Source organism: Streptomyces sp. NPDC006476 (genome assembly GCF_040612015.1).
GTDB lineage: Bacteria > Actinomycetota > Actinomycetes > Streptomycetales > Streptomycetaceae > Streptomyces > Streptomyces griseorubiginosus_B.
In genome coordinates this window covers 12782-33634 of the sequence record NZ_JBEXPK010000071.1, presented here as the reverse complement: position 1 = coordinate 33634, position 20853 = coordinate 12782, and the positions used below count along the sequence as shown (strand labels likewise).

The following is a 20853-nucleotide window of genomic DNA, read 5'->3' as shown; positions in this document are numbered from 1 at the left end:
GATGAACAAGATCAAGGCCCTCGGGGCCATAACAGCACTCTCCGCACTGCTCGCCGGATGTGGATCAGCGACGGGCTCTTCCGGATCCTCAAGCTCTTCCGGCTCTTCGGCCGGAAAACTGAGAATCAAGTTCGTGGTCAACGGAAACCTCGGCGATCGTTCGTTCTTCGACTCCGCCTACGCGGGCCTGAAGAAGACGGAGAAGGACCTCGGCTACAGCCTCAAGGTCGTCGAGCTGGGCGGCGACCGCACGAAGTGGCAGTCCGGCTTCGAGGACGCGGCCTCGGGCGACGACTACGACGTGCTCGCGGCGGGCACCGTGGACACCGCTGCCTTCATCTCCAAGCTCGCGCCCGAATACCCGAAGAAGAAGTTCTGGCTTTTCGACTCCACCGTCGACTACACGGGCAAGAGCGGCTGTTCCAACAAGTGCGCCAATGTGTACTCCGTCACCTTCAAGCAGAACGAGGCCGCCTATCTGGCAGGATTCCTCGCCGACAAACTGGTCGCCGCCAATTCCCTCCCCGGCGCCTCCGGCAGCAAGAAGGTGGGCCTGATGGGCGGGGTGAAGATCCCGGTGATCGAGGACTTCGTCGTCGGATTCAAGGCCGGATTCAAGGCGGCCGGCGGAAATCCGTCGTCCGGTGTCCTGGTGCAGTACGTGGGCGGCGACAACCCGTTCGGCGACCCCGCGAAGGGCAAGGAGATCGCCTCGTCCATGTACTCGCAGGGGGCGGCCCTGGTGTGGCCGGTGGCGGGCTCCTCCGGCCTCGGCGTGTTCGAGTCGGCCGTCACCGCCAAGCGCTACGCCTTCGGCGTCGACTCCGACCAGTACAAGACCCTGGGCGACCCCGCCCAGCAGCAGACCGTGGTCACCTCCATCCTCAAGAACGCCGGCAACGCCCTCTATCTGGCGGCCAAGGAGAACAAGGCCGGCACCCTGGCCTACGGCAAGTCCTCCGCGGTCGGCCTCGCCGAGGACGGCGTGGGCTACGTCGACAACGCCAACTTCGACAAGCTCGTGCCTGCTGCCGTACGCGCCGAACTCAAGTCACAGGCGGCGAAGATCGCGTCCGGCGCGGTCCAGGTCCCGTCCGCCTTCTGACCTGCGGCCCTGGTACGGAAGGAGCCCCCGTGGACCAGCATCCCCCGCCCCGCCCCGCCCTCGCCCTGCAGGTCACCGGCCTGGGGAAGACGTACCCCAACGGCACCCGCGCCGTCAGCGACGTCGACCTCGAGGTACCCGGCGGCGAGATCCGGGCGATCGTCGGACAGAACGGCGCCGGCAAGTCGACGCTGATGAAGCTGATGTACGGCCTGGAGCAGCCGTCCGCCGGACAGATCCGTGTCCACGGCGAGGCGGTCAGGCTCTCCGGACCCCAGGACGCCATCGCCCTCGGGGTGGGCATGGTCCACCAGAACCTCATGCTGGTGCCGTCCTTCACCATCGCCGAGAACGTCGTCCTCGGCGTGGAACCCGGCCCTGCCGCCCGGGTCGACCGATCCGCAGCCGTCGAGCGCACCGCCGCGCTGGCAAAGGAGGCGGGCCTGGCCGTCGACCCGCAGGCCAGGGTCAGCGACGTCTCCGTGGGGATGCGGCAGCGAGCAGAGATCCTCAAGGCACTGCACCGCGGCGCCCGCATCCTCATCCTGGACGAGCCCACCGCCGTCCTCACCCCACAGGAGACCACCGACCTCTTCGAAGCCGTACGCGGACTCCGCGACCAGGGCATGACCGTGCTCTTCATCTCCCACAAGCTCAAAGAGGTGCGGGCGATCAGCGACCGCGTCACCGTAATGCGTGCCGGGTCCGTGGTCGGCACCATACGCACCGAGGACGCATCCCCCGCGCAGCTGGCGTCCATGATGATCGGTCGGGAGATGTCCCTGGACGTCCCGAGGCCCCCCGCGCACCCCGGTGCGACCGTGCTCAAGGTACGGAACCTGGCCTCCGGGGCGGACGCGGGACAGCCCCTGCACGGTGTCTCCCTCGACATCGCCGCCGGGGAGATCGTCGGCCTGGCGGGCATCGAAGGAAACGGCCAGACCGAACTGGTGGAGCTCCTCGCCGGGCTGCGCCGCCCGGCCGCCGGCTCCGTCACCGTAGACGGCACCGATGTCACCCACCTGGATGCGGCGGCGCACCGCGCGGCCGGTATCGCCCACGTCCCGGAGGACCGGCTGTCCAACGGGGCGGCCCTGGACCAGTCCATCGCCGACAACCTGATCGTCGACCGCTTCTCCAGTCCCCCGCTCGCCCGGCGCGGCGCGCTGCACATCCGCCGCATACGGGAGCTGGCCGAGGACCTGATCCGCCGTTACGCGATCCGGGCCCCGCACCCCGCCGTACCGGCCGGAGCGCTGTCCGGCGGCAACCTGCAGAAGGTCGTCGTCGCCCGCGAACTGTCCTCCGAGCCGCGCCTGTTGCTGGCCGCCCAGCTCACCCGGGGCGTCGACATCGGCGCCATGCACTTCATGTACGAGCGACTCGTCGAAGCCCGCGACGCGGGCGCGGCAATCCTTCTGGTCTCCGCGGACCTCGGCGAACTGCTCGCGCTCTCCGACCGGCTTCTGGTGATCAAGGACGGCCGGCTGGTCGGTCGCTTCGACGATCCGGCCGGACTCACGGAGGAAGAGACCGGGCTGTACATGCTCGGCGTCGAACAGCACTCACAACAGCGGATCACGGCAGGTGCACGATGACGACCACCGTCGAGCTGGAAGGCCGCCGCGAGTTCCTCGCCGCCAGGCGCCAGTCCACCGCTGTCGAGCTGACGATGACCGTGCTCACCGTCGCCGTCGCCGTCCTCATCGCCTTCCTGGTGATCCTGGCGACCGGCAAAGACGCCCCCGGCGCCCTGAACGCGCTCCTCACCGGCCCCCTCGACCGCACCCCGCGCATCGGCCGCTGGCTCGCCGACGCCACGACGCTCTCCCTTCTCGGCCTGTCCGTCGCCATCCCCTTCCGGGCCCGGCAGATCAGCCTCGGCGCGGAAGGCCAGGTGTACGCGGGTGCCCTGGCGGGCGCGCTGGTGGCGATCAACGTCCCCCTGCCACCGGTCGCCGCCATGGTCGTACCACTGGGCGCAGCCGCTCTGGCGGGCGGCGCGCTGGGCGCGGTGCCCGGGGTGATGAAGGCCCGCCTCGGGGCCAACGAGATCGTCGCCACGCTCATGCTCAACGCCATCGTCGTACGGGTCTTCGACTGGCTGCTCACCGACCACCTCAAGGCCCCCGCCAGCGCCGCCGTGCAGTCGGCTCCCATCCGGCCCGACTCGGCGCTCCCGCTGCTCTCGGACTTCTTCGGCGTCCCCCTGGACCAGGCCAACATCGGACTGTTCGGCATGCTCGCGGTGACCGCCGCCGTGTGGTTCCTGCTCGCAAGGACTCCCCTGGGCTACCGCATCCGCATGACCGGCTCCAACCCCGAATTCGCCCGGTACGGCGGCATCGACGTGCCCCGCACCATCGAGTGGAGTTTCGTCATCGGCGGCGCGCTGGCCGGACTGGCCGGCGCTCACCTCGCCCTCGGCGTGTACGGCGGGCTCCAGCCCGACATGGCCGGCGGCCTCGCCTTCGAGGGCATCGTGGTCGCCCTGCTGGCCCGCAACAACCCGGTCGCCGTGGTCGCCGCCGCGCTCCTCTACTCGTACCTGCGCGTCGGCGGTGACGTGATGGAGCAGCAGACGGACGTCGGATCCGAGGCCGTGACCATCATCCAGGCGGTCATCGTGCTGCTGGTGACGGCCCGGACGCTGCCCGAACTCGTCAAGCGCCAGCTCGCCAGAAGGCTTGCCCGAAGGGAGGCCCGCTGATGGGCCCCGTCCTCGACGTCGTGCTCAGCGCCGGCTTCCTCGCTGCGATCCTGCGGGTGTCGACCCCCTATGTCCTCGCCGCCCTCGGCGGACTGCTCGCCGAACGGGCCGGCGTGCCAAACATCGCCCTGGAGGGCTCGATGCTGGCCGCCGCGTGCACCGGGGCCCTGGTCGCCGGATACAGCGGCTCGGTAGCGGCCGGGGCCGTCTGCGGGATCGCCGCCGGCGCGCTGCTCACCCTGCTGCTGGGCGTACTCCACCTGTACCTGGGCGCCGACGCGATCATCGCGGGCATCGGCCTCAACCTGCTGGCGTCCGGCGTGACCGCGTACGCCGTGTACGCCCTGCTCGGCGACAAGGGCGGCACCAGCCGGCTGCACAGCGGAGCCCTCCCCGAGGTCCGCCTTCCGCTGATCGAGGACATCCCGGGCCTCGGCACAGTGGTGAGCGGGCAGAACCTGATGACCTGGATCGCCCTCGCCGCCGCCCCGGCGGTCGCCTGGCTGCTGCACCGCACCCGGTTCGGCTTCCACCTGCGCGCCGTCGGCGAGTTCCCCGACGCGGCCCGCTCGGTCGGCATCCCCGTCCGCCGCGTCCAGTTCGCCACCCTGGCACTCAGCGGAGCGCTGGCCGGCGCCGCCGGGGTCTTCCTCAGCATGGGCGCCGTCTCCTTCTTCGTCACCGGCATGACGGCCGGCCGCGGCTACATCGCCCTGGCCGCCGTCTTCCTCGGCGCGCTGCGCCCCTGGGGCGTCTTCCTGGCCGCGCTCGGCTTCGGCGCGGCCGAGGCCCTGGCCGTCCAGCTCGGCAACCTGAGCATCCCGTCACAGCTGGTCTCCGCCATCCCATACGCCCTCACCCTGCTCGCCCTGGCGTTCTTCGCCTGGCGCCGCCGTCGCCCGGCCCGCCCGACTTCCCCGGTCTCCGGCGTGGCCGCGGATCCGGCGACCAACTGAACCTCGCCCCCTGTTTTCTTCGCCGTCCCTCCCTTGTTCCCTCCCGCATGCCCTGTCCCGCATGCCCTGCCAAGGAGCCTCCATGAGCATCCGTGCCACCCGCGCCCGGATCATCGCTTCCGCCCTCGCTCTAGCGTCCGTGACGGCCGTCTCCGGCGCCTCACCGGCTGCCGGGCACGACAGCGCCGTACAACTGGACTTCATCGGCGAGCAAGAACTGCCGAACGCCATGGCGTTCCAGGGCACCACCGTCGGCGGGCTCTCCGCCATCAGCTACGACACCCGGACGGGCACGTACTACCTGATCAGCGACGACCGGTCGCAGACCGGCCCCGCCCGCTTCTACAGCGCCCGTGTCACCTTCGGCGGCGGCCACCTCACCGGCGCCGAACTCATAGGCACCCACTCATGGTTGCGGCCGGACGGCACCACCTACCCGCCCACTTCCACCCCCGCCGGGCAGCCCGCCACGGTGGCCCCGGATCCGGAGGGGATCGCCGTCGACCCGTCCGACGGCAGTCTGGTCTGGACGAGCGAGGGCGAGCGCATCGTGCCGTCCGACGGCCCCGCGGTCCTCGGCGACCCCTGGATCCGGCGTGCCACCACCACCGGCGAGTACAGCGGACAGCTCCCGCTGCCCCCACAGCTGCACATGAACTCCCAGGCCATCGGCCCCCGCCGGAACCAGACCCTGGAATGCGTCACCTTCACCCCCGACGGCCGCCAACTCGTCACCGCCATGGAGGACCCCCTCTACCAGGACGGCGACGACCCCACCCCCGACCACGGCGCCCTCACCCGCATCACCGTCCACGACGCACGCACCGGTCTGCCCAGGGCGCAGTACGCGTACCTGCTGGAACCGCTGTTCGCCACGCCTCCCGCAGGCAGCACGGACACCAACGGCGTCAGCGACCTGGTCGCCCTCGGCGACGACCGCTTCCTGGTCCTCGAACGCGCCTCCGTCTTCAGCACCAACACCTGGAAGGCCCGCCTCTACCTGGTCGACCTCCGCGGCGCCACCAACGTCCTCGGCCGCGACTCCCTGGCCGACGGCCCCGTCAGGCCCGTCCACAAGACACTCGTGTCGGACCTGTCCGACATTACCGGGCTGCCCAGGGTGGACAACGTCGAAGGCATCACCCTCGGCCCGCGCCTGCCCGACGGCCGTCGCACGGTCGTACTCGTCTCGGACGACAACTTCGCTTCACGGCAAGTGACCCAGTTCATCGCCTTCGCCGCCGACGGCATCTGAGGTCCGGTCGGCGGGTGGACAGGAGATTGATCGCTCAGCGTGCGCGCCGTTCCGGTCCTGCCCGGCCCCGCCGCGACGTGACCCACATGGAGCCCGGCGCAGAGCAGGTACTGCGAGCCTGCCGACAGCTGCACGGCCGTCCGGGCCGCCCGGCGGCGGTGGATCTCACTGTCCGCCCTGTCGTGGAGCCCGACTGCCCCGCCTGCCGGTCCGTGGTGGAGCCGCTCGCCCGGGTCGCCGACGTCGTCAAGGCCGGCGGCGAGGACCTGGGTGGGCTGTGGCCGGAGCAGGTCCCGGGCGGGTGCGCCCGCGCACTGCCAGCGCCAGGTGGTGCTGGAAGCAACGCCGGCCTCGCCCACTCGATCGGGGCCGGGGATGGCCGGTGCCCCGGGTCAGTGGGCCTGGCTGAGGGGGTGGTCGAAGCCCTGGGCCGAGAGGAGGGCGGCAGCTTCGGCGAGGTCGGTGGCGAAGTGCTCGACGGCCTCGTACGGGAAACGGTGGCTGGGCCCACTCAGGGAGAGGGAGGCGACGGCCTTGCCGGTGCGGCCGATGATGGGTACCGCCACGGCGGTCAGGCCCTCGTCGAACTCGCTGCTGCTGACGGCGTAGCCGCGCTCTGCCGCCTCCGCCGCCCAGGCCCGCAGGCGTTCGACGTGGGCCTCGCCGTGGGGCGAGGCGAGAGCGACTCGGCGCAGGAGCGCGTCGGAGGCGTCGCGCAGAAGGATCTTGGAGGAGGCGCCGGCCCACAGTGGCTGCTCGTCGCCGACATCGACGACGTGGCGCAGTGGGCGGGGGCTTTCTTCGTGGGCGACGCAGATCCGGTAGAGGTCCCGGGCGACGAAGAGGTTGACGGTCTCCCCGAGCCGGTCGGCGAGGTCGCGCATGACCTTGCGGGTCTCCTGCGGCACCTCCCATTGACTGCGGGCGAGGTAGGCCCAGCGCCACAGGCTGGGACCAGCGGCGTATCCGGAGGGGTGGGACCGCAGCAGGCCGGTCTCCTCCAGCGTCTGCATCAGGCGCAGCACGGTGGTCTTCGCCAGCCCGGTGCCCTCGGTGATTTCGCGCAGGGTGATGACGGGACGCTCCTCGCTGAGGAGGTTGAGGATGTCGAACGCCCGTCGCACGCTGCGCACGCCGGTGCCGTGCTGCTCGACTTCCGTTTGCGGCTCTCCGTCGCTCACCTGCTACCTCCTCGTCGTGACGGCCATGCCCTGTCGGCCGCGCCTCTCCGTCTGTGGCACCTCGACCATAGTCCGCCAGGCGGACCAAGTGAACTGCAATGTTGAAGCAATCTTGACGTAACCCTTGATGCGGCTAATCCGCCCCCCTATGGTGCCGCTCATCGGTCCTTTTGATCCGCACTGTGGACCAAGTGATCGAGGGTCGCCGCCCGCACCTCCGTGGCGATGGCCCGGTACGCACGAGACCGTGTGCTCGCACCCCAGGGCTCCTCGCCGTCGCGTCGCGTCTGTCCCCACCGCAGCCATCCCGGCGGTCCCGCCCCGCGTGACTCTCACGTGGCCGGCGGCCACCGGTCCAGCCCATACAACGGAGTGTGTGAGATGAGCAGTACCCAGCAGGCGACCCGGGCCGGCGGCGCCGGCCTGGCGAAGAGGGCGGCGATCGCGAGCTTCATGGGAGCCGTGGTCGACTGGTACGACTTCTTCCTCTACGGCATCGTCGCGGGCCTCCTCTTCCCCGACCTGTTCTTCCCCGGCTCCTCCCCGGCCGTGGGCACCCTGGCTGCCTGGGCCACCTTCGGCGTCGGCTTCCTCTTCCGTCCGCTGGGCGGCATCGTCTTCGGCCACTTCGGGGACCGGCTCGGCCGCAAGCGGATGCTGGTGCTCACCATGCTGATCATGGGTACGGCCAGCACCCTGATCGGCGTCCTGCCCACCTACGCGCAGGCCGGGGTCTGGGCGCCCGCGCTGCTCGTGCTGCTGCGCGCCACGCAGGGCTTCGCGGTCGGCGGCGAGTGGGGCGGCGCCGCGCTCATGGCGGTGGAGAACGCGCCCCGCAAATGGCGCTCGCTCTACAGCAGCGGAGTCCAGGTCGGCGCATCCGTCGGCCTGCTGCTCGCCACGCTGATCACCAAGGTCATGTCGGGCACTGTCTCGGACGCAGCCTTCCGCTCATGGGGCTGGCGGGTGCCCTTCCTGGTCAGTGCCGCCCTGGTGATCGTCGGCCTGATCGTCCGGGCGAGGGTCGAGGAGTCCCCGGTCTTCACCGAGCGGGTCGCCACGATGGCAAAGACCGCGCGACCGCGCGTCCCGCTGCTCAGCGCGGTCCGCTCCAATCCGACCGGCTTCTTCGCCATCATCGGCCTGCGCCTCGTTGAGCTGTTCACCTTCTACGGCGTGACCACCTTCGGCCTCGCCTACGGCACCGGCGAACTCGGCCTGAACCGGGACAGCCTGCTCAACGTCAACCTGGCCGTCGGCGGTCTGGCCGTCCTCACCATCCCGGCCTTCGCCTACCTCGCCGACCGTTTCGGCCGCCGCCGGGTGTACTGCTGGGGCGCGCTGATCGGCGCGGTGAGCGTGCTGCCGTACTTCTGGGCGATGGAGTCCGGCTCGATCGTGCTGATCATCCCCTGCGCGGTCCTGCTCGTGAACGGCGCGCACGACATGGCGGTCTCCGTCCAGCAGTCCCTGTTCACCGACATGTTCGGCCCCGAGTACCGCTACAGCGGCGCCGGCGTCGGCTACCAGCTCGCCAGCGCGATCGGCGGCGGCTTCACCCCGCTCATCGCCGCCTCCCTGGTCATCTGGGCGGGCGGCGGCTGGACGCTGGTCGCCGCCTACATCGCTCTCGGCTGCGCCGTCTCCTTCCTCGTCGCGCTCCGCCTGCGCGGCGTGGACGAGGCCAAGGCGCCGACCGTCGCACCCGAGAGGGCGGCCGCGGTCTGACGGCCCAGCGGTCCGGGACCGGGCAGAATGACAGGCTCCCGGACCGCCTACATGCGGATGCGCCCTTGTCCGAGTGGTCTCAGGGATCCTAGGGTGACCGCTTAGTGGACCTAGAGAACCGCTCAGTGGTCGGCTTGGAGCTTCAGTGAAAGCAGCAGTCTTCACGGCGACGGACCGGATCGAGACGGTCGACGACTGGCAGGAGCCCGTCTGCGGCCCCGGCGACGTGATCGTGGAGGTGGCCGGTGTCGGCCTCTGCGGTACGGACCTGGCCGTCTTCCATGGCAGGCGCCAACCGCCCACCACCCCGTGGATCGTGGGCCACGAGGGATTCGGCCGCGTCATCGCCGTCGGCAGCGTCGTCCCGGACCGCACGGTGGGCCAACGGGTGGTCATCGAGCCCAACTATGCCTGCCTGAAGTGTGTCGACTGCCTCACCGGCCTGACCTCGGCGTGCCCCCACCGTGCCATCGTCGGCCTGAACGCCCCGGGCGTCCTGGCCGAACGCGTCGCGGTTCCCGCGCACTTCGCCCACCCGGTTCCGGCCGGCCCGACGGACGCGGACCTCGCCTGCGCGGAGCCGTACACCGTCGCGCGAGCCGCGGTGCGCCGCAGCGGCGTGAGCGCGAAGGACCGCTGCCTGGTCGTCGGCGCCGGGGCGCAGGGCCTGCTGCTCTGCCTCATCCTGGCGCGCCTCGGCATCGAACCGGTCGTCACCGAACCGCACCCGCTCCGGCTCGAACGGGCGGTGCGGCTCGGCGCCGTCGCCGACGACGGCCGCAAGGGCTTCACCTACGTCTTCGAGACCTCCGGGTACCCCCCCGCCCTGAGCCCGGCGGTGGACCGTGCCGCCCCCGGCGCCACCGTGGTCCTGGTCGGCCTCAATGCCGCCCCGCTGCCGCTGACCACCGACGCCGTGGTCCGCCGCCAGCTCGTCCTGCGCGGCTCGATGATCTACGACCACCCCGGTGACTTCACCGCCGCCGTGGCTGAACTCCCCGAGGCCCGGCCCGGATCCGTCATCGAGGCACGCTTCCCCCTGACACGGGCACAGGAGGCGTTCGCCGGCGCCGCCCAGCGCGCCGGAAAGACCTGGATCAGCGTCCGCGACCCGGACGGGAGCGCGGATGCGTAGGTCCATCGCCACGGTCTGCCTCAGCGGAACGCTGACCGAGAAACTGACCGCCGTGGCGCGCGCCGGCTTCGACGGGGTCGAGATCTTCGAGAACGACCTCGTGGCAAGTCCCCTGTCTCCTGAGGAGATCCGCACCCGCACGGCGGACCTGGGTCTCACCATCGATCTCTACCAGCCGATGCGCGACGTCGAGGCCGTCCCGGAGGAGGTCTTCACCCGCAATCTGCGCCGCGCCCGGCGCAAGTTCGAGCTGATGCGGCGGCTCGGCGCCGACACAGTCCTGGTCTGCTCGAACATCTCACCGCAGGCCCTGGACGACGACGCACTCGCTGCAGCGCAGCTGCGGCGACTGGCCGACCTGGCCCAGGACTTCGGTATACGAGTCGCCTACGAGGCGCTGGCGTGGGGCCGGCACGTCAGTACGTACGACCATGCCTGGTGCATTGTCGAGATGGCCGGTCATCCGGCGCTCGGCATCTGCCTGGACAGCTTCCACATCCTCTCCCGGGGCTCCGATCCCAAGGGCATCGAGGACATCCCCGGCGAGAAGATCTTCTTCCTCCAGCTCGCCGACGCGCCGCTGATGGCCATGGACGTTCTTCAGTGGAGCCGTCACTACCGCTGCTTCCCCGGGCAGGGCGGCTTCGACGTCGCCGGGCTCCTCCGTCACGTCATCCACGCGGGCTACAACGGGCCGCTCTCGTTGGAGGTCTTCAACGACGTGTTCCGTCAGGCGGACGCGGGTCGCACGGCTGTGGACGGGCTGCGCTCCCTGCTCGCCCTGGAGGAGAGCGTCGGCGTTCTCCCCCTGCCGGCCCCGGTCATCCCAACTGGCGTCGCCTTCGCCGAACTCGCCACCGGCGACCCCCAGCCGGTCAGCAAGCTGCTCGGCGCGCTCGGTTTCACGCGCGCCGCCCGCCACCGCGGCACACCCGTCGAGCTGTGGGAACAAGGCGCCGCCCGTGTCCTGGTCAACACAGGAACCGCCACCCGCCGCAGCGGCACCACGCTGGCCGCCATCGGACTGGAGAGCCCCGACCCGGCAGCCGCCGCCCGCCGTGGTGAGGCCATGCTCGCCCCCACCCTGCCCAGGCGCCGCACTGCCCACGACGTCCCCCTGGAGTCCATCGCCGCGCCAGACGGCACCGAACTGCTCTACTGCGCCACCAGCCGATCCCAACTACCCAGCTGGACCGACGACTTCGAACCCCTGGGCGATGCTCCGCGCCCGGCCTCCGGCGTCACGGCCATCGACCACCTGGCCCTCACCCAGCCCCGGCACCACTTCGACGAGGCGGTCCTCTTCCACCGCACCGTCCTTGGCCTGCGACCGCGGGACACCGTCGAATTCGCCGACCCCTACGGCCTCTTCCGCAGCAGGGCCCTGTCCGCACCGCAGAACGGACCACGTCTCGTCCTCAACCTCGCCCCCGGCCCAACGGAGGAGGGCGAGTCCCGGGCTCAGCACGTGGCCTTCGCCGTCGACGACATCGTCACGGCGGTTCGCCGCATACAGGGGGCGGGCGGCGAACTCCTGCGGATCCCGGCGAACTACTACGACGACCTTCAGACGCGGTACGAGTTTCCCGACGGGGAGCTGGAGACTTATCGCGAGCTCGGCATCCTGTACGACCGCGACGAGCAGGGCGGGGAGTTCCGGCACTGCTACACGGCGACCCTCGGCCACGTCTTCTTCGAACTCGTCCAGCGCATCGGAGGCTACCGCGGCTACGGCGCCGCCAATGCCCCCATCCGCCTCGCGGCCCAACGCCATTAGCCCCGGCTCTTCAGCGGAATTGGTTGATCTGACGCCCTGACAATAGAAAAATGCCGCCGACCTGCAAGGATGCGAGTGTCTAGATCGGATCCGGCACAGGAGTCAGGGCACCTTTCCGATGAGCGAGCGTACAGGGTGGGACCGCGGCCTGTCTGCGACGGACGACGGGAAAGGGCTGGTCGGGCCTGCCGGGGCGGTGCTTTTGCGCAGGCTCGCCGACCGCGTCGGCCTGACCGACGCGCTGGCGGGAGTGCTGCCATCGGGCACGACCTCGTCGTGGCGGGACCGGGCCACCGCGCTCGTCGGCCTCACCGTCGCGATCGCGCTCGGCGCCACGAATCTGCTGGAGGCCGAGCAACTCCAACTCCACCACGGCCCCCTGTTCGGACCGGCAGTGTCGGACTCCACGCTGCACCGGCTGCTGTCCACGACGGACGAGACGAGGCGTGCACAGATCGCGAAGGTACGGCAGCGGGTGCCTCGCCACGTCTGGACCCTGCTGCATCTGCGGCCCCGGAGGACACCGCGCGAACGGCGAGTTCGTCCGGCCCGTCGCACGCCTGGACCAGCTCAGCCACTACCCGCGCCTGGCAGCCCGCGCCCGTGAACTCGGCCAGAGCAGCCACGATGCGGCCGCCATCGCGGACATCTTGAACAGCGAAGGATTCCGCCCACCCAAGCGCCGTGAACGCTTCGGAGCCGAGGGGATCCGTCATCTCCTGCAGGATCTGGGCTGCGTCAGCCGCCGCGAACAAGCCCTCCGCCGCAACCGCCCCGCACTTGGCCCCGGCGAGTGGCGGCTGACCGACCTCGCCGGCGCGCTCGGCATCCCGCGCGTCACCCTCTACGGGTAGCTCACCCAAGGCCGGGTCACCGGCCACCAGGGCGACGACGCACATCATTCTTGGACCATCCAAGCCGACGCAGCCGAAGTCGACCGGCTCCGCGCGCTCCATCAGCAGTCCCGCGGCCACCAGCCCCGACAAGCCTGGCTCGACCACCAGAAGACCGCGATAATCCAAAACGATGAAGGAGAACAGCGACAGTGAAGCCAAGGCATGACTACGACAGCAGTCTGGCTTGCTCCTCTCGATGTCGAAGCGTCGCAGGAAGGACTGCCAGCAGCGGTCGAGGTCCGTCGTGGTGGCGGCGGTGCCTGACCACCACAGCCAGAGCGGCTTGTTCACCCCGCCGCTGGGCAGCTTCTCCACGGCCAGGCGGATGACGGTGCCCTCGATGATGGGCAGTGGCCCTTCGTGATCGAGCCAGGCGGCCCGCCGGGTCAGCCTCGGGTGGAGCCGGTCCCATGCCTGGGCTGTCGCCTTCCCGTAGCGGCGGGTGTCGGTGACCGTCACGGCCTGCTCGGTGCCCCAGGTTGCCGGGTCGCCGAAGACGAACTCACCGCCGTGCTTCGGCGGTCGTCCGCCTTGGGGATAGGACAAGGCGTACTCCTTGAGCGAGGGTGTCGGCCGGCGCATCACCCGGTCCGACCGCAGTCGGCCCAGGACCTCGACGGGCAGGTCGCCCAGCAGGTGGGCGATGCGGGGCCCGTCGTATCCGGCTCCAGCACGACCAGGACGTTGGGGTCGCCCTGCTTCCACTGGTCGGCGGCGACGAGCCGTTCGACGACCTCGCGGAGCTGGATGGTGGTCACCGCAGCGACGTCGGCGCCGGGGTCCAGGCGGACCGCGTCCAGTACCGCCGTCCATGAGGTCCGGCCGGATTCCAGCGCGACCACGACCGAGTAGGGCCAGCCCGGGATCATCCGATGCTTTGCCCCTCCGCGGCCGTACGTGTGGCAAAAAGCCCGGTCAGGGCAGGTGTTGGCGTCCGGCCTCAGCCACGGCGAGACGTCCGCGGCCAGCACGATCCGGCCGTCCGCCGCTCGCGGCAGCGACACCGAGGCCAGCGCGCGGCGCAGCCGGGCCACATCGATCCGCCCCTGGTTGAGACCGCCGTAGAGAGCCCCGTGCCCACGGCGGTGTTCCGGCGCGAGTGCCAGATCGACCAGCGTCCGCACCGGCCCGTCCGTGCACAGCACCGCGTCGCACAACTCGAACAGCGCGTCGCCCCGCGCGGTCATACACGCGTACAACTCCGTCCGGAAGCGTGACACTTCCGCGAACGCATCCCGCAGGACACCCTGATGTACCAGACTCACGACACGGCCTTCGCGCTGATCCACTCTGTGACGGAGCCAAGGATCAGACGAAGGCCGCTCGTGTCCGCTGAACTGCGCAAACGCTGATCAAGTTCGAGTCGTGTTCGACGCCGGACCATAAACGTCAAGCTGACCACTTCCCGTGGGCGCTGTTCCTGGCGAAGACGAGCAGTACGCGTGTTGGCGGCGTTCGGCCCACGGCTTCTTTGGATCTTTCCCGGAGGGTTCTGGGCGCCCGATAGAGTGCGCGCCGTGGGCATACCTGGCTGGTTCGTCTGGATCTTTCTCGTTCTGTTCTTTTGGCAGGTCCTCGGTCTCTTCCCCGTCATCCATCGACTGCGCGAAGCCAACTCCGCGCTGCGTTTCAAAGCGCGCCTTGACCTGCTGGAGGTCGTCGGCTCCCTGCTGCTCTTCGGCGGCAGCCTGCTGAGTTTCACGGTGGAGGAATCCTGGGGGGCGTGGCTCGCTTTCGCAGGCTTCGCGCTCCTGAGCGCTGTCTACGCCGTGAAGGGTGTCCACTGGCTCCGCGCCCGCCGCCATCCCACGGCCTGTTCTAAAGGACGAGAACGCTACGTGCCAGGTGCGAAATCAAAGACGACTCGCACACGCCCTTGACCTCTACCGTCTCACCGGTCCGGCGATAGCGATCGGTCTCTCCTGTCGCCGCGCCCCGGAACACCGGTGCATGATCGGGCCGCCACCGGCGGACACGGGGTGAAAGTGCCTCGGGCGGGAGCCCGCAGGTCACTGGCCGGACGATTTCCTCAACAGCACTCGTGCCTTGCGTTCGACGAGTACGGGCACGAATTCGCGCACGGGCCGGTCCGTGAAGGAGGCGAGAGCCTTGGCTACCGCGGCCTCCACCTCGGCCGGACGGTGCGTTGCACCGAAAACGCCGGTCAGGCGCTCCACCACCCCGCGGATGGCTTCGTCTTCGCGTGCTTTGTCAGCCACAGTCCCACCTGCCTGAAAGGTGCTTCTCAGCCTCCGCCGAGCGTCTCACGCGGACGTGCCGCGCTGTGGTGATCATTGCAGCGCTTCCACCTTGGCCGGCATCGCGTCCGGCCGAACATGACGGCCAACTCTTGACAGGCCAGCGGCCCTTGACGGAGCCGGTACCGCTCCGCGAGGGCCTCGAGGATGCGCTCCAGTCCACCGACAAATACCTGGGCGCCGGCCGAGGTGACCTGCTGCAGCAGAGCGCCCAGCAGCCTGCCATCCCAGGCCGACAATTCATGACAAACGACGTAGGCTGGTGTCATCGGATGGAGACTGAGTGGCTCGGCCCAGGGCTGGTTGCTCAGTAAGTGGGCAGGCCGTCCGCTCCAAGCCACCCCAAAGGCGGTGTCTCCGCCGGGGCAGGCGGCGCCCGGACCATGCGTATGAGGAGCTTCGCGCAGACGCCCATGGCCTCGAATACGCTCCTCCAAAAATCCGGCACGTGCAGTGTTCATTGTCGAATCACTTTGTAAACCGCTCGCGGAACCACCATGCCTGTGAGGGCAGATCCTGGATATCCCCGCCAGCCAGCCCGGTATCGAGAGGAAGGCCGGCGCCATGAATGCCAACTTTGCCAATGCCGAAGTGAACCGTGCTCTGGCGGGTGGCGCGCTCCTCCCCCTGTGGATCGTCCTGGGGTGTTTCGCTCTGATTGCCCTCGGGTTGTTGTTGACCCGCTCCCACGCTCGGCGTGGTCATCGATGAGTCGCTTCATCTCGGCAGCTGCGATGCTGGTGGTCGTGGCGATCATCCTGATCACGCAGGGCGGCACCATGGCATCCGTCTACGGGACCGCCGTCTTTGCCTTGATGTTCGCCAAACTGGGGGCTTCTCTCGTCCGGCGGCCGCAGACAGCCGCAGCCCCTGAGGACCTGGCGAAGGTGAACGAGCTGACGGTCGGCGCGATCATCACCGTCTACAACGAGGACCCGGAAGCGTTCGCCAAGTGTCTCGACAGTGTTCTGGATCAGACCCGCCATCCGACCACGCTGGTGGTTATCGATGATGCCTCGACGGACTCCCGGGCGTTGGCCTACGCACTCTCGCCCGAGGTGATCCGCCGGTTCCGTGACGCGGGAATCGGTTACCACGTGGTGGAATTTACGGAGAACAAGGGCAAACGCCAGGGGCTGGCGGCCGGTTTCCGGCTTCATGCCGATACGGACATCTACCTGGGCATCGATTCGGACACCGTGCTGGACAAGTACGCCATCGAGCGGGGAATGCTTCCATTCGCCTCGGAGAAGGTGAATGCCGTCACCGGACTGGTACTGGCCCTCAACGCCCGCAAGAACGTTCTCACCCGGCTGATCGATCTTCGTTACGCGAATGCGTTCCTGTACGAGCGTGCCGCATACAGCCTGCTGGGGGCGGTCCTGTGTTGCTGCGGGTCGCTTGCCTTCTATCGCGGGACCGTGGTGCGAGAGCACCTTCATGGCTTCCTCAACCAGCGGTTCCTGGGCAGGCTGTCCACCTTCGGCGACGACCGGCACATGACCAACTACTGCCTGCTGACCGGCAAAGCGGTCCTGCAGGCCAACGCTGTGGCCTGGACTCTGGTTCCGGAGAAGGTCAGGCACTACCTGCGGCAGCAGGTGCGGTGGAACAAATCGTTCTTCCGTGAATCGCTGTGGATCATCCGGGTCGGACAGGTCAGCCGGCCGGGATTCTGGCTGGCGATGCTGGAGTTGATTTCCTGGACGTGTTTCACAGGGGTTCTGATCTTCGCCATGGTCATGATGCTCATCAGTGCTCAGGGCGCCTTGCTGCTGGTGTACCTCATGCATGCGATGCTCCTCAGCTACGCCTGGTCGGCCAGGTATCTGGAGGCCGGTGCCCGTACCCGGATCCCCTGGACGGAACGGCTGGGAACCTTCTTGCTGGCTCCGCTGTACGGCCTGCTGCACATGGGCGTTCTGCTGTGGGTGCGGGTCTACTCCCTGTGCACGCTGCGCGACACCGCCTGGGGCACTCGCAAAGGAGTGGAGGTCTCCCTGTCGGCCGTGACCGGCTCCAGGGAACAGCCCCCTGGCGTCTCAGAGTGAGGGGCGCCCGAGCGCCCTGTACGTCCATCCGGCTTTCCGCCAGCGCGCGGGATCCAGGCAGTTGCGCCCGTCGAGGATCCGTTTGTGGCACACCCCGTCAAGGGTCGCGGGTGCCATATCCCGAAACTCCTGCCATTCGGTCAGATGAAGCACGATGTCCGCTTCATGAGCCGCATCCCGGGCCGAGTCCACGTAGTCGAGTGTCGGGAAGGTTCGTCGCGCGTTGTCGTTGGCCTTGGGGTCGTACACGGTGACCTGTCCGCCGTACAGCTGGATCTGGGCTGCGACGTTCAGGGCCGGAGAATCCCTGACGTCGTCAGAGTTCGGCTTGAAAGCCGCTCCGAGTACCGCCACTCGTTTACCGAGGAATTCGCCGCCGCAGTACTGGCGGGCCATGTCGACCATACGTGTCCGGCGGCGCATGTTGATCAAGTCGACCTCACGCAGGAAGGTGAGCGCCTGATCGGCACCCAATTCGCCCGCACGGGCCATGAAGGCGCGGATGTCCTTGGGGAGACAACCGCCTCCAAATCCCAGGCCGGCGTTGAGGAATTGTTCACCGATCCGCTCATCGTGCCCCAGCGCCTCACTCAACTGCAGCACATCGGCGCCTGCGGCCTCGCACACCTCTGCCATGGCGTTGATAAAGGAGATCTTCGTGGCAAGGAAGGAATTCGCCGCAGCTTTCACCAGTTCGGCTGTGGCGAAATCCGTCACCAGAAACGGCACTCCTTGGGAAATAGGTTTGGCATAGACCGTCCGCAGGAGAGATTCGGCGCGCCGATTGCGGACACCCACGACCAAGCGGTCCGGTCGCAGCGTGTCACCCACGGCGTGACCTTCTCGCAGGAATTCGGGGTTCCAGGCAAGCTCCGCTTCCTTCCCCACCGGCGCCAGCATCGCCAGGCGCTCGGCCAGCCGAGCGGCGCTTCCCACCGGAACGGTCGACTTGCCCACTACCAGCGCCGGACGGCTCAGGTGAGGAGAAAGCGCCTCGATGGCCGCCTCCACATGGCTCATGTCCGCGGCAAGCCCACCGTGACGTTGGGGCGTACTGACGCACACGAAATGAACATCCGCATGTTTGGCAGCCGTCTCCCATGCCGTCGTGAACCGCAGCAAACCGGTTGATCCAGGCTGCCCCACCACGTGCTTGGCAAGCAGCTCCTGCAATTCCGGCTCATACACCGGCGCCCTGCCGGACGACAGCAGACCCACCTTCTCCTGATCAATATCGACCCCCACCACCTCGAAGCCCATCTCCGCCATGCACGCGGCATGAGTGGTCCCCAGATACCCTGTCCCGATCACCGAGATGCCGATGGCCATGCCCGTCACCTTCCAGCCTCGCCGGACCCGACAGAGAAACCCTTGCACGTAGGCGGCGTCTCCTCTCGACTGACGAAAAGACGGACGCCCAACCGGGTGTATGCGCCGATGCCGCTGTGCGGTAACCAGTGCCAAGGTGAAACCGGAAGGCGATCGGGCGACTGGGAGGGTCTGCGCCGACCTGCCGACGGCCACTCTGAACGCGGCGTATGTGGCGCGGTTGCGGGGACACTCGCATCAGCAGAGCGCTACTGGGCCAGGAAATGATTTTGGGCGCCACCGCTGCCGTTGCGGCGGCTGGTGGACGGGCGATATTCTGACAGCAGATGGATGAAGTGCACGCCGGTGTACTCGTCGAGTCTTTGGACAGCTGGAAAGCGCCGGGGAAACAAAGTTCCCCTTGTCATGCAGCCCCTGGTGCACACTTTGCCATCCCTGTGCCGTCCAGTGGACGCTCACCTGCGGCAGCTTTCCAAGCGCGGTGGTCTCCGTGGGCAACCACCCAGTTGCGATAGAGAACCAACAGGGAATTACGCCATGATGCCCTGAGAATGCAGCCCCCATAGTCGTCCGCCGGTCGTCTCTGGAATGGGATCCGACGGTCATGGCCGAGCGGCCTGCCCCGCTGCAGACGCTTCGCAGGTCGTCCCTCCCGCTCCTCGCCGGTGGCGCCTCCCCGCCGTCACTGTGGCCCTCCTGGTGGCGAGGGAGGAAGGCGCCTTCGTCGAGTTGACCGCAGGAGCCGTCACATGACCCCGTCGTGCCACCCCGCTTCTTCGCACGAAACTGCGCAACAGCACCCCCGGACCTCCGCCGCCTCCCATGACTGGTGGCGCAGCGCGGTCGTCTATCAGGTGTACATCCGCAGCTTCGCCGACGGAAACGGTGACGGCATCGGTGATATCGCCGGGCTACAGGCGAGGCTCCCCTACCTCGTGGAACTGGGGGTCGACGCGCTGTGGCTCAACCCCTGGTATCCCTCGCCCATGGCCGACGGCGGGTACGACGTCTCGGACTACCGCGCCATCGATCCGGTCTTCGGCACTCTGGAAGAGGCCGAGAGCATGATGAAGGATGCTCACGAGCTCGGACTGAAGGTCTTCCTGGACATCGTTCCCAACCACACGTCCGACCACCATCACTGGTTCCGTGAGGCATTGACCGCTGGACCGGGTTCCACGGCACGAGAGCGGTACGTCTTCCGGGCCGGGCGTGGCTCAGGGGGCAGCTTGCCGCCCAACAACTGGCGCAGTGGCATCGGCGGCCCCGCCTGGGTTCGGGTGACCGAGCCCGACGGAACACCCGGGCAGTGGTACCTCCATCTGTTCGCACCCGAACAACCGGATCTCAACTGGGACAACGCCGAGGTACGCAGAGAGTTCGAGGCCGTCCTGCGTTTCTGGTTCGACCTCGGCGTGGACGGTATCCGCATCGACGTGGCCCACGGACTGGTCAAGGAAGAGGGCCTGCCCGACCTGGGCCACTCAGACATCGAACGTATCGGTATGGCGGCCGACGGCGGGCACCCACACTGGGACCGGGAAGGCGTTCACGCCATCTTCCGCGGCTGGCGCGCGGTCGCCAACTCCTACGACAACCCACGCGTATTCGTCGCCGAGGCATGGATGGGTGCCCCCGACCGGCTGGCCCGCTACGTACGCCCCGACGAACTGCACACGGCCTTCAACTTCGACTACCTCACCGCGCCTTGGCGCGCCGACCACCTGCGCGAGGCTATCGACACCAACCTCGTGGCCTTCCGCGCCGTCGGCGCACCGGGGACGTGGGTGCTGTCCAACCACGATGTGGCGCGACACGTCTCCCGCTACGGCAGGCCCCAGCCCGACGAGCCCGTACGGGCGCTGTCCGACTTCCTCAAGGACAAAACCTTCGACCTGGAACTCGGCACCAGACGAGCGCGAGCAGCCGCACTGCTGACCCTTGCTCTTCCCGGAGGTGCCTACATCTATCAGGGGGAGGAACTGGGGCTGTGGCAGATCGAGGATCTCCCCGAAGAACTTCTACAGGACCCCACCTGGAAACGCTCGGAGGGCACCGACCGTGGCCGCGACGGATGCCGGGTGCCCATGCCGTGGTCCGGCGATTCGCCACCATTCGGATACAGCCCGCCGACGGCCACAACAGAGCCCTGGCTGCCGCAGCCGGCTGCGTGGAAGAGCCTGACCGTGCAGGCCCAGCACGGCGACGAGAAGTCCATGCTGGAGCTCTACCGCAAGGCTCTTCACCTCCGCCAAGCGCACCCCGCGCTGGGCGACGGAACCATAACCTGGGACTCCACGGCCCAGGAGGAGGTCCTCTCCTTCACCAGAGAGCCGGGGTTCCGATGCGTGGTCAATCTCTCCGAACACCAGATTGCCCTACCTGATCACACAGAGGTGATCCTCTCCAGCGCGCCGGTCCACGATGGCTGCCTACAAAGTGACACAGCGGCTTGGCTAACCAGATAACTGT

Annotated in this window: 17 protein-coding genes and 1 pseudogene; 13 read left to right on the top strand and 5 right to left on the bottom strand. The window is 68.5% G+C overall.

Translation table 11 applies throughout. From position 1 onward, the window contains the following. The first annotated feature begins 1 nt into the window (after window position 1). The 5 genes from ABZZ74_RS43300 to ABZZ74_RS43280 all read left to right on the top strand — a co-directional run bounded on the left by ABZZ74_RS43300 (window position 2) and on the right by ABZZ74_RS43280 (window position 6026). Complete coding sequence (locus ABZZ74_RS43300) at window positions 2-1105, top strand: BMP family ABC transporter substrate-binding protein (RefSeq protein WP_356949628.1); 1104 nt, start codon at window positions 2-4, stop codon at window positions 1103-1105. A gap of 29 nt (window positions 1106-1134) precedes the next feature. Then, complete coding sequence (locus ABZZ74_RS43295) at window positions 1135-2703, top strand: ABC transporter ATP-binding protein (RefSeq protein WP_356949627.1); 1569 nt, start codon at window positions 1135-1137, stop codon at window positions 2701-2703. Continuing rightward, window positions 2700-3815, top strand: a complete 1116-nt coding sequence (locus tag ABZZ74_RS43290; protein WP_356949626.1) for an ABC transporter permease — start codon at window positions 2700-2702, stop codon at window positions 3813-3815. Before ABZZ74_RS43295 ends, ABZZ74_RS43290 begins: the two co-directional genes overlap by 4 nt. Continuing rightward, entirely contained in the window at window positions 3815-4771 is a 957-nt protein-coding gene (locus tag ABZZ74_RS43285; RefSeq protein WP_356949625.1) for an ABC transporter permease, read from the top strand. The genes ABZZ74_RS43290 and ABZZ74_RS43285 overlap by 1 nt, the downstream gene beginning before the upstream one ends. Window positions 4772-4853: 82 nt before the next feature. After that, entirely contained in the window at window positions 4854-6026 is a 1173-nt protein-coding gene (locus ABZZ74_RS43280) for an esterase-like activity of phytase family protein (RefSeq protein WP_356949624.1), read from the top strand. Between the two features lie 392 nt (window positions 6027-6418). Here the strand turns inward: ABZZ74_RS43280 and ABZZ74_RS43275 are convergent, their stop codons facing one another. Further along, window positions 6419-7207: an IclR family transcriptional regulator gene (locus ABZZ74_RS43275; protein WP_356949623.1), complete on the bottom strand. Its 789-nt coding sequence runs from the start codon at window positions 7205-7207 to the stop codon at window positions 6419-6421. Between the two features lie 381 nt (window positions 7208-7588). Between ABZZ74_RS43275 and shiA the strand changes: the two genes are divergently transcribed. The 5 genes from shiA to ABZZ74_RS43250 all read left to right on the top strand — a co-directional run bounded on the left by shiA (window position 7589) and on the right by ABZZ74_RS43250 (window position 12701). Then, window positions 7589-8935, top strand: coding sequence for a shikimate transporter (shiA, locus tag ABZZ74_RS43270; protein ID WP_356949622.1), 1347 nt, complete (start codon window positions 7589-7591; stop codon window positions 8933-8935). Window positions 8936-9080: 145 nt separating this feature from the next. Beyond that, complete coding sequence (locus ABZZ74_RS43265) at window positions 9081-10070, top strand: alcohol dehydrogenase catalytic domain-containing protein (RefSeq protein ID WP_356949621.1); 990 nt, start codon at window positions 9081-9083, stop codon at window positions 10068-10070. Next, complete coding sequence (locus tag ABZZ74_RS43260) at window positions 10063-11847, top strand: TIM barrel protein (protein WP_356949620.1); 1785 nt, start codon at window positions 10063-10065, stop codon at window positions 11845-11847. The genes ABZZ74_RS43265 and ABZZ74_RS43260 overlap by 8 nt, the downstream gene beginning before the upstream one ends. Before the next feature lie 118 nt (window positions 11848-11965). Next, window positions 11966-12454 carry a hypothetical protein gene (locus tag ABZZ74_RS43255; protein WP_356949636.1) on the top strand — a complete coding sequence of 163 codons (489 nt, stop codon included), beginning with the start codon at window positions 11966-11968 and terminating at the stop codon, window positions 12452-12454. A 43-nt stretch (window positions 12455-12497) separates the two neighbouring features. Then, window positions 12498-12701 carry a hypothetical protein gene (locus ABZZ74_RS43250; RefSeq protein ID WP_356949635.1) on the top strand — a complete coding sequence of 68 codons (204 nt, stop codon included), beginning with the start codon at window positions 12498-12500 and terminating at the stop codon, window positions 12699-12701. Window positions 12702-13196: 495 nt separating this feature from the next. Here the strand turns inward: ABZZ74_RS43250 and ABZZ74_RS43245 are convergent. Next, window positions 13197-13930, bottom strand: a pseudogene (locus ABZZ74_RS43245) (transposase); the annotation flags it as partial. A 330-nt stretch (window positions 13931-14260) separates the two neighbouring features. On the opposite strand from ABZZ74_RS43245, the gene ABZZ74_RS43240 reads away from it, so the two are divergent. Then, on the top strand, window positions 14261-14623 hold the full coding sequence (locus ABZZ74_RS43240) for a hypothetical protein (RefSeq protein ID WP_356949619.1): 363 nt from the start codon (window positions 14261-14263) through the stop codon (window positions 14621-14623). A gap of 129 nt (window positions 14624-14752) precedes the next feature. Here ABZZ74_RS43240 and ABZZ74_RS43235 read toward each other — a convergent pair whose 3' ends face one another. Together ABZZ74_RS43235 and ABZZ74_RS43230 are read right to left on the bottom strand one after the other, a co-directional pair. Next, window positions 14753-14962, bottom strand: coding sequence for a three-helix bundle dimerization domain-containing protein (locus ABZZ74_RS43235; RefSeq protein ID WP_356949618.1), 210 nt, complete (start codon window positions 14960-14962; stop codon window positions 14753-14755). Between the two features lie 507 nt (window positions 14963-15469). After that, entirely contained in the window at window positions 15470-15706 is a 237-nt protein-coding gene (locus tag ABZZ74_RS43230) for a hypothetical protein (RefSeq protein ID WP_356949617.1), read from the bottom strand. 2 nt (window positions 15707-15708) lie between these two features. Here ABZZ74_RS43230 and ABZZ74_RS43225 point away from each other — a divergent pair, with 2 nt between their 5' ends. Next, window positions 15709-17052 carry a glycosyltransferase gene (locus ABZZ74_RS43225; RefSeq protein WP_356949616.1) on the top strand — a complete coding sequence of 448 codons (1344 nt, stop codon included), beginning with the start codon at window positions 15709-15711 and terminating at the stop codon, window positions 17050-17052. Here the strand turns inward: ABZZ74_RS43225 and ABZZ74_RS43220 are convergent. Next, on the bottom strand, window positions 17044-18381 hold the full coding sequence (locus ABZZ74_RS43220) for a UDP-glucose/GDP-mannose dehydrogenase family protein (protein ID WP_356949615.1): 1338 nt from the start codon (window positions 18379-18381) through the stop codon (window positions 17044-17046). The two genes, ABZZ74_RS43225 and ABZZ74_RS43220, sit on opposite strands and share 9 nt — an antisense overlap. A 749-nt stretch (window positions 18382-19130) precedes the next feature. Here ABZZ74_RS43220 and ABZZ74_RS43215 point away from each other — a divergent pair. Further along, complete coding sequence (locus ABZZ74_RS43215) at window positions 19131-20849, top strand: alpha-amylase family glycosyl hydrolase (RefSeq protein WP_356949614.1); 1719 nt, start codon at window positions 19131-19133, stop codon at window positions 20847-20849. The last annotated feature ends 4 nt before the right edge of the window (window positions 20850-20853 follow it).

Bases quoted from the DNA above. Each gene is read 5' to 3' on its own strand.
- ABZZ74_RS43300 (WP_356949628.1), top strand. From the start codon at position 2: ATGAACAAGATCAAGGCCCTCGGGGCCATAACAGCACTCTCCGCACTG.
- ABZZ74_RS43290 (WP_356949626.1), top strand. From the start codon at position 2,700: ATGACGACCACCGTCGAGCTGGAAGGCCGCCGCGAGTTCCTCGCCGCC.
- ABZZ74_RS43285 (WP_356949625.1), top strand. From the start codon at position 3,815: ATGGGCCCCGTCCTCGACGTCGTGCTCAGCGCCGGCTTCCTCGCTGCG.
- ABZZ74_RS43280 (WP_356949624.1), top strand. From the start codon at position 4,854: ATGAGCATCCGTGCCACCCGCGCCCGGATCATCGCTTCCGCCCTCGCT.
- shiA (WP_356949622.1), top strand. From the start codon at position 7,589: ATGAGCAGTACCCAGCAGGCGACCCGGGCCGGCGGCGCCGGCCTGGCG.
- ABZZ74_RS43260 (WP_356949620.1), top strand. From the start codon at position 10,063: ATGCGTAGGTCCATCGCCACGGTCTGCCTCAGCGGAACGCTGACCGAG.
- ABZZ74_RS43255 (WP_356949636.1), top strand. From the start codon at position 11,966: ATGAGCGAGCGTACAGGGTGGGACCGCGGCCTGTCTGCGACGGACGAC.
- ABZZ74_RS43230 (WP_356949617.1), bottom strand. From the start codon at position 15,706: ATGACCACGCCGAGCGTGGGAGCGGGTCAACAACAACCCGAGGGCAAT.
- ABZZ74_RS43225 (WP_356949616.1), top strand. From the start codon at position 15,709: ATGAGTCGCTTCATCTCGGCAGCTGCGATGCTGGTGGTCGTGGCGATC.
- ABZZ74_RS43220 (WP_356949615.1), bottom strand. From the start codon at position 18,381: ATGGCCATCGGCATCTCGGTGATCGGGACAGGGTATCTGGGGACCACT.
- ABZZ74_RS43215 (WP_356949614.1), top strand. From the start codon at position 19,131: ATGACCCCGTCGTGCCACCCCGCTTCTTCGCACGAAACTGCGCAACAG.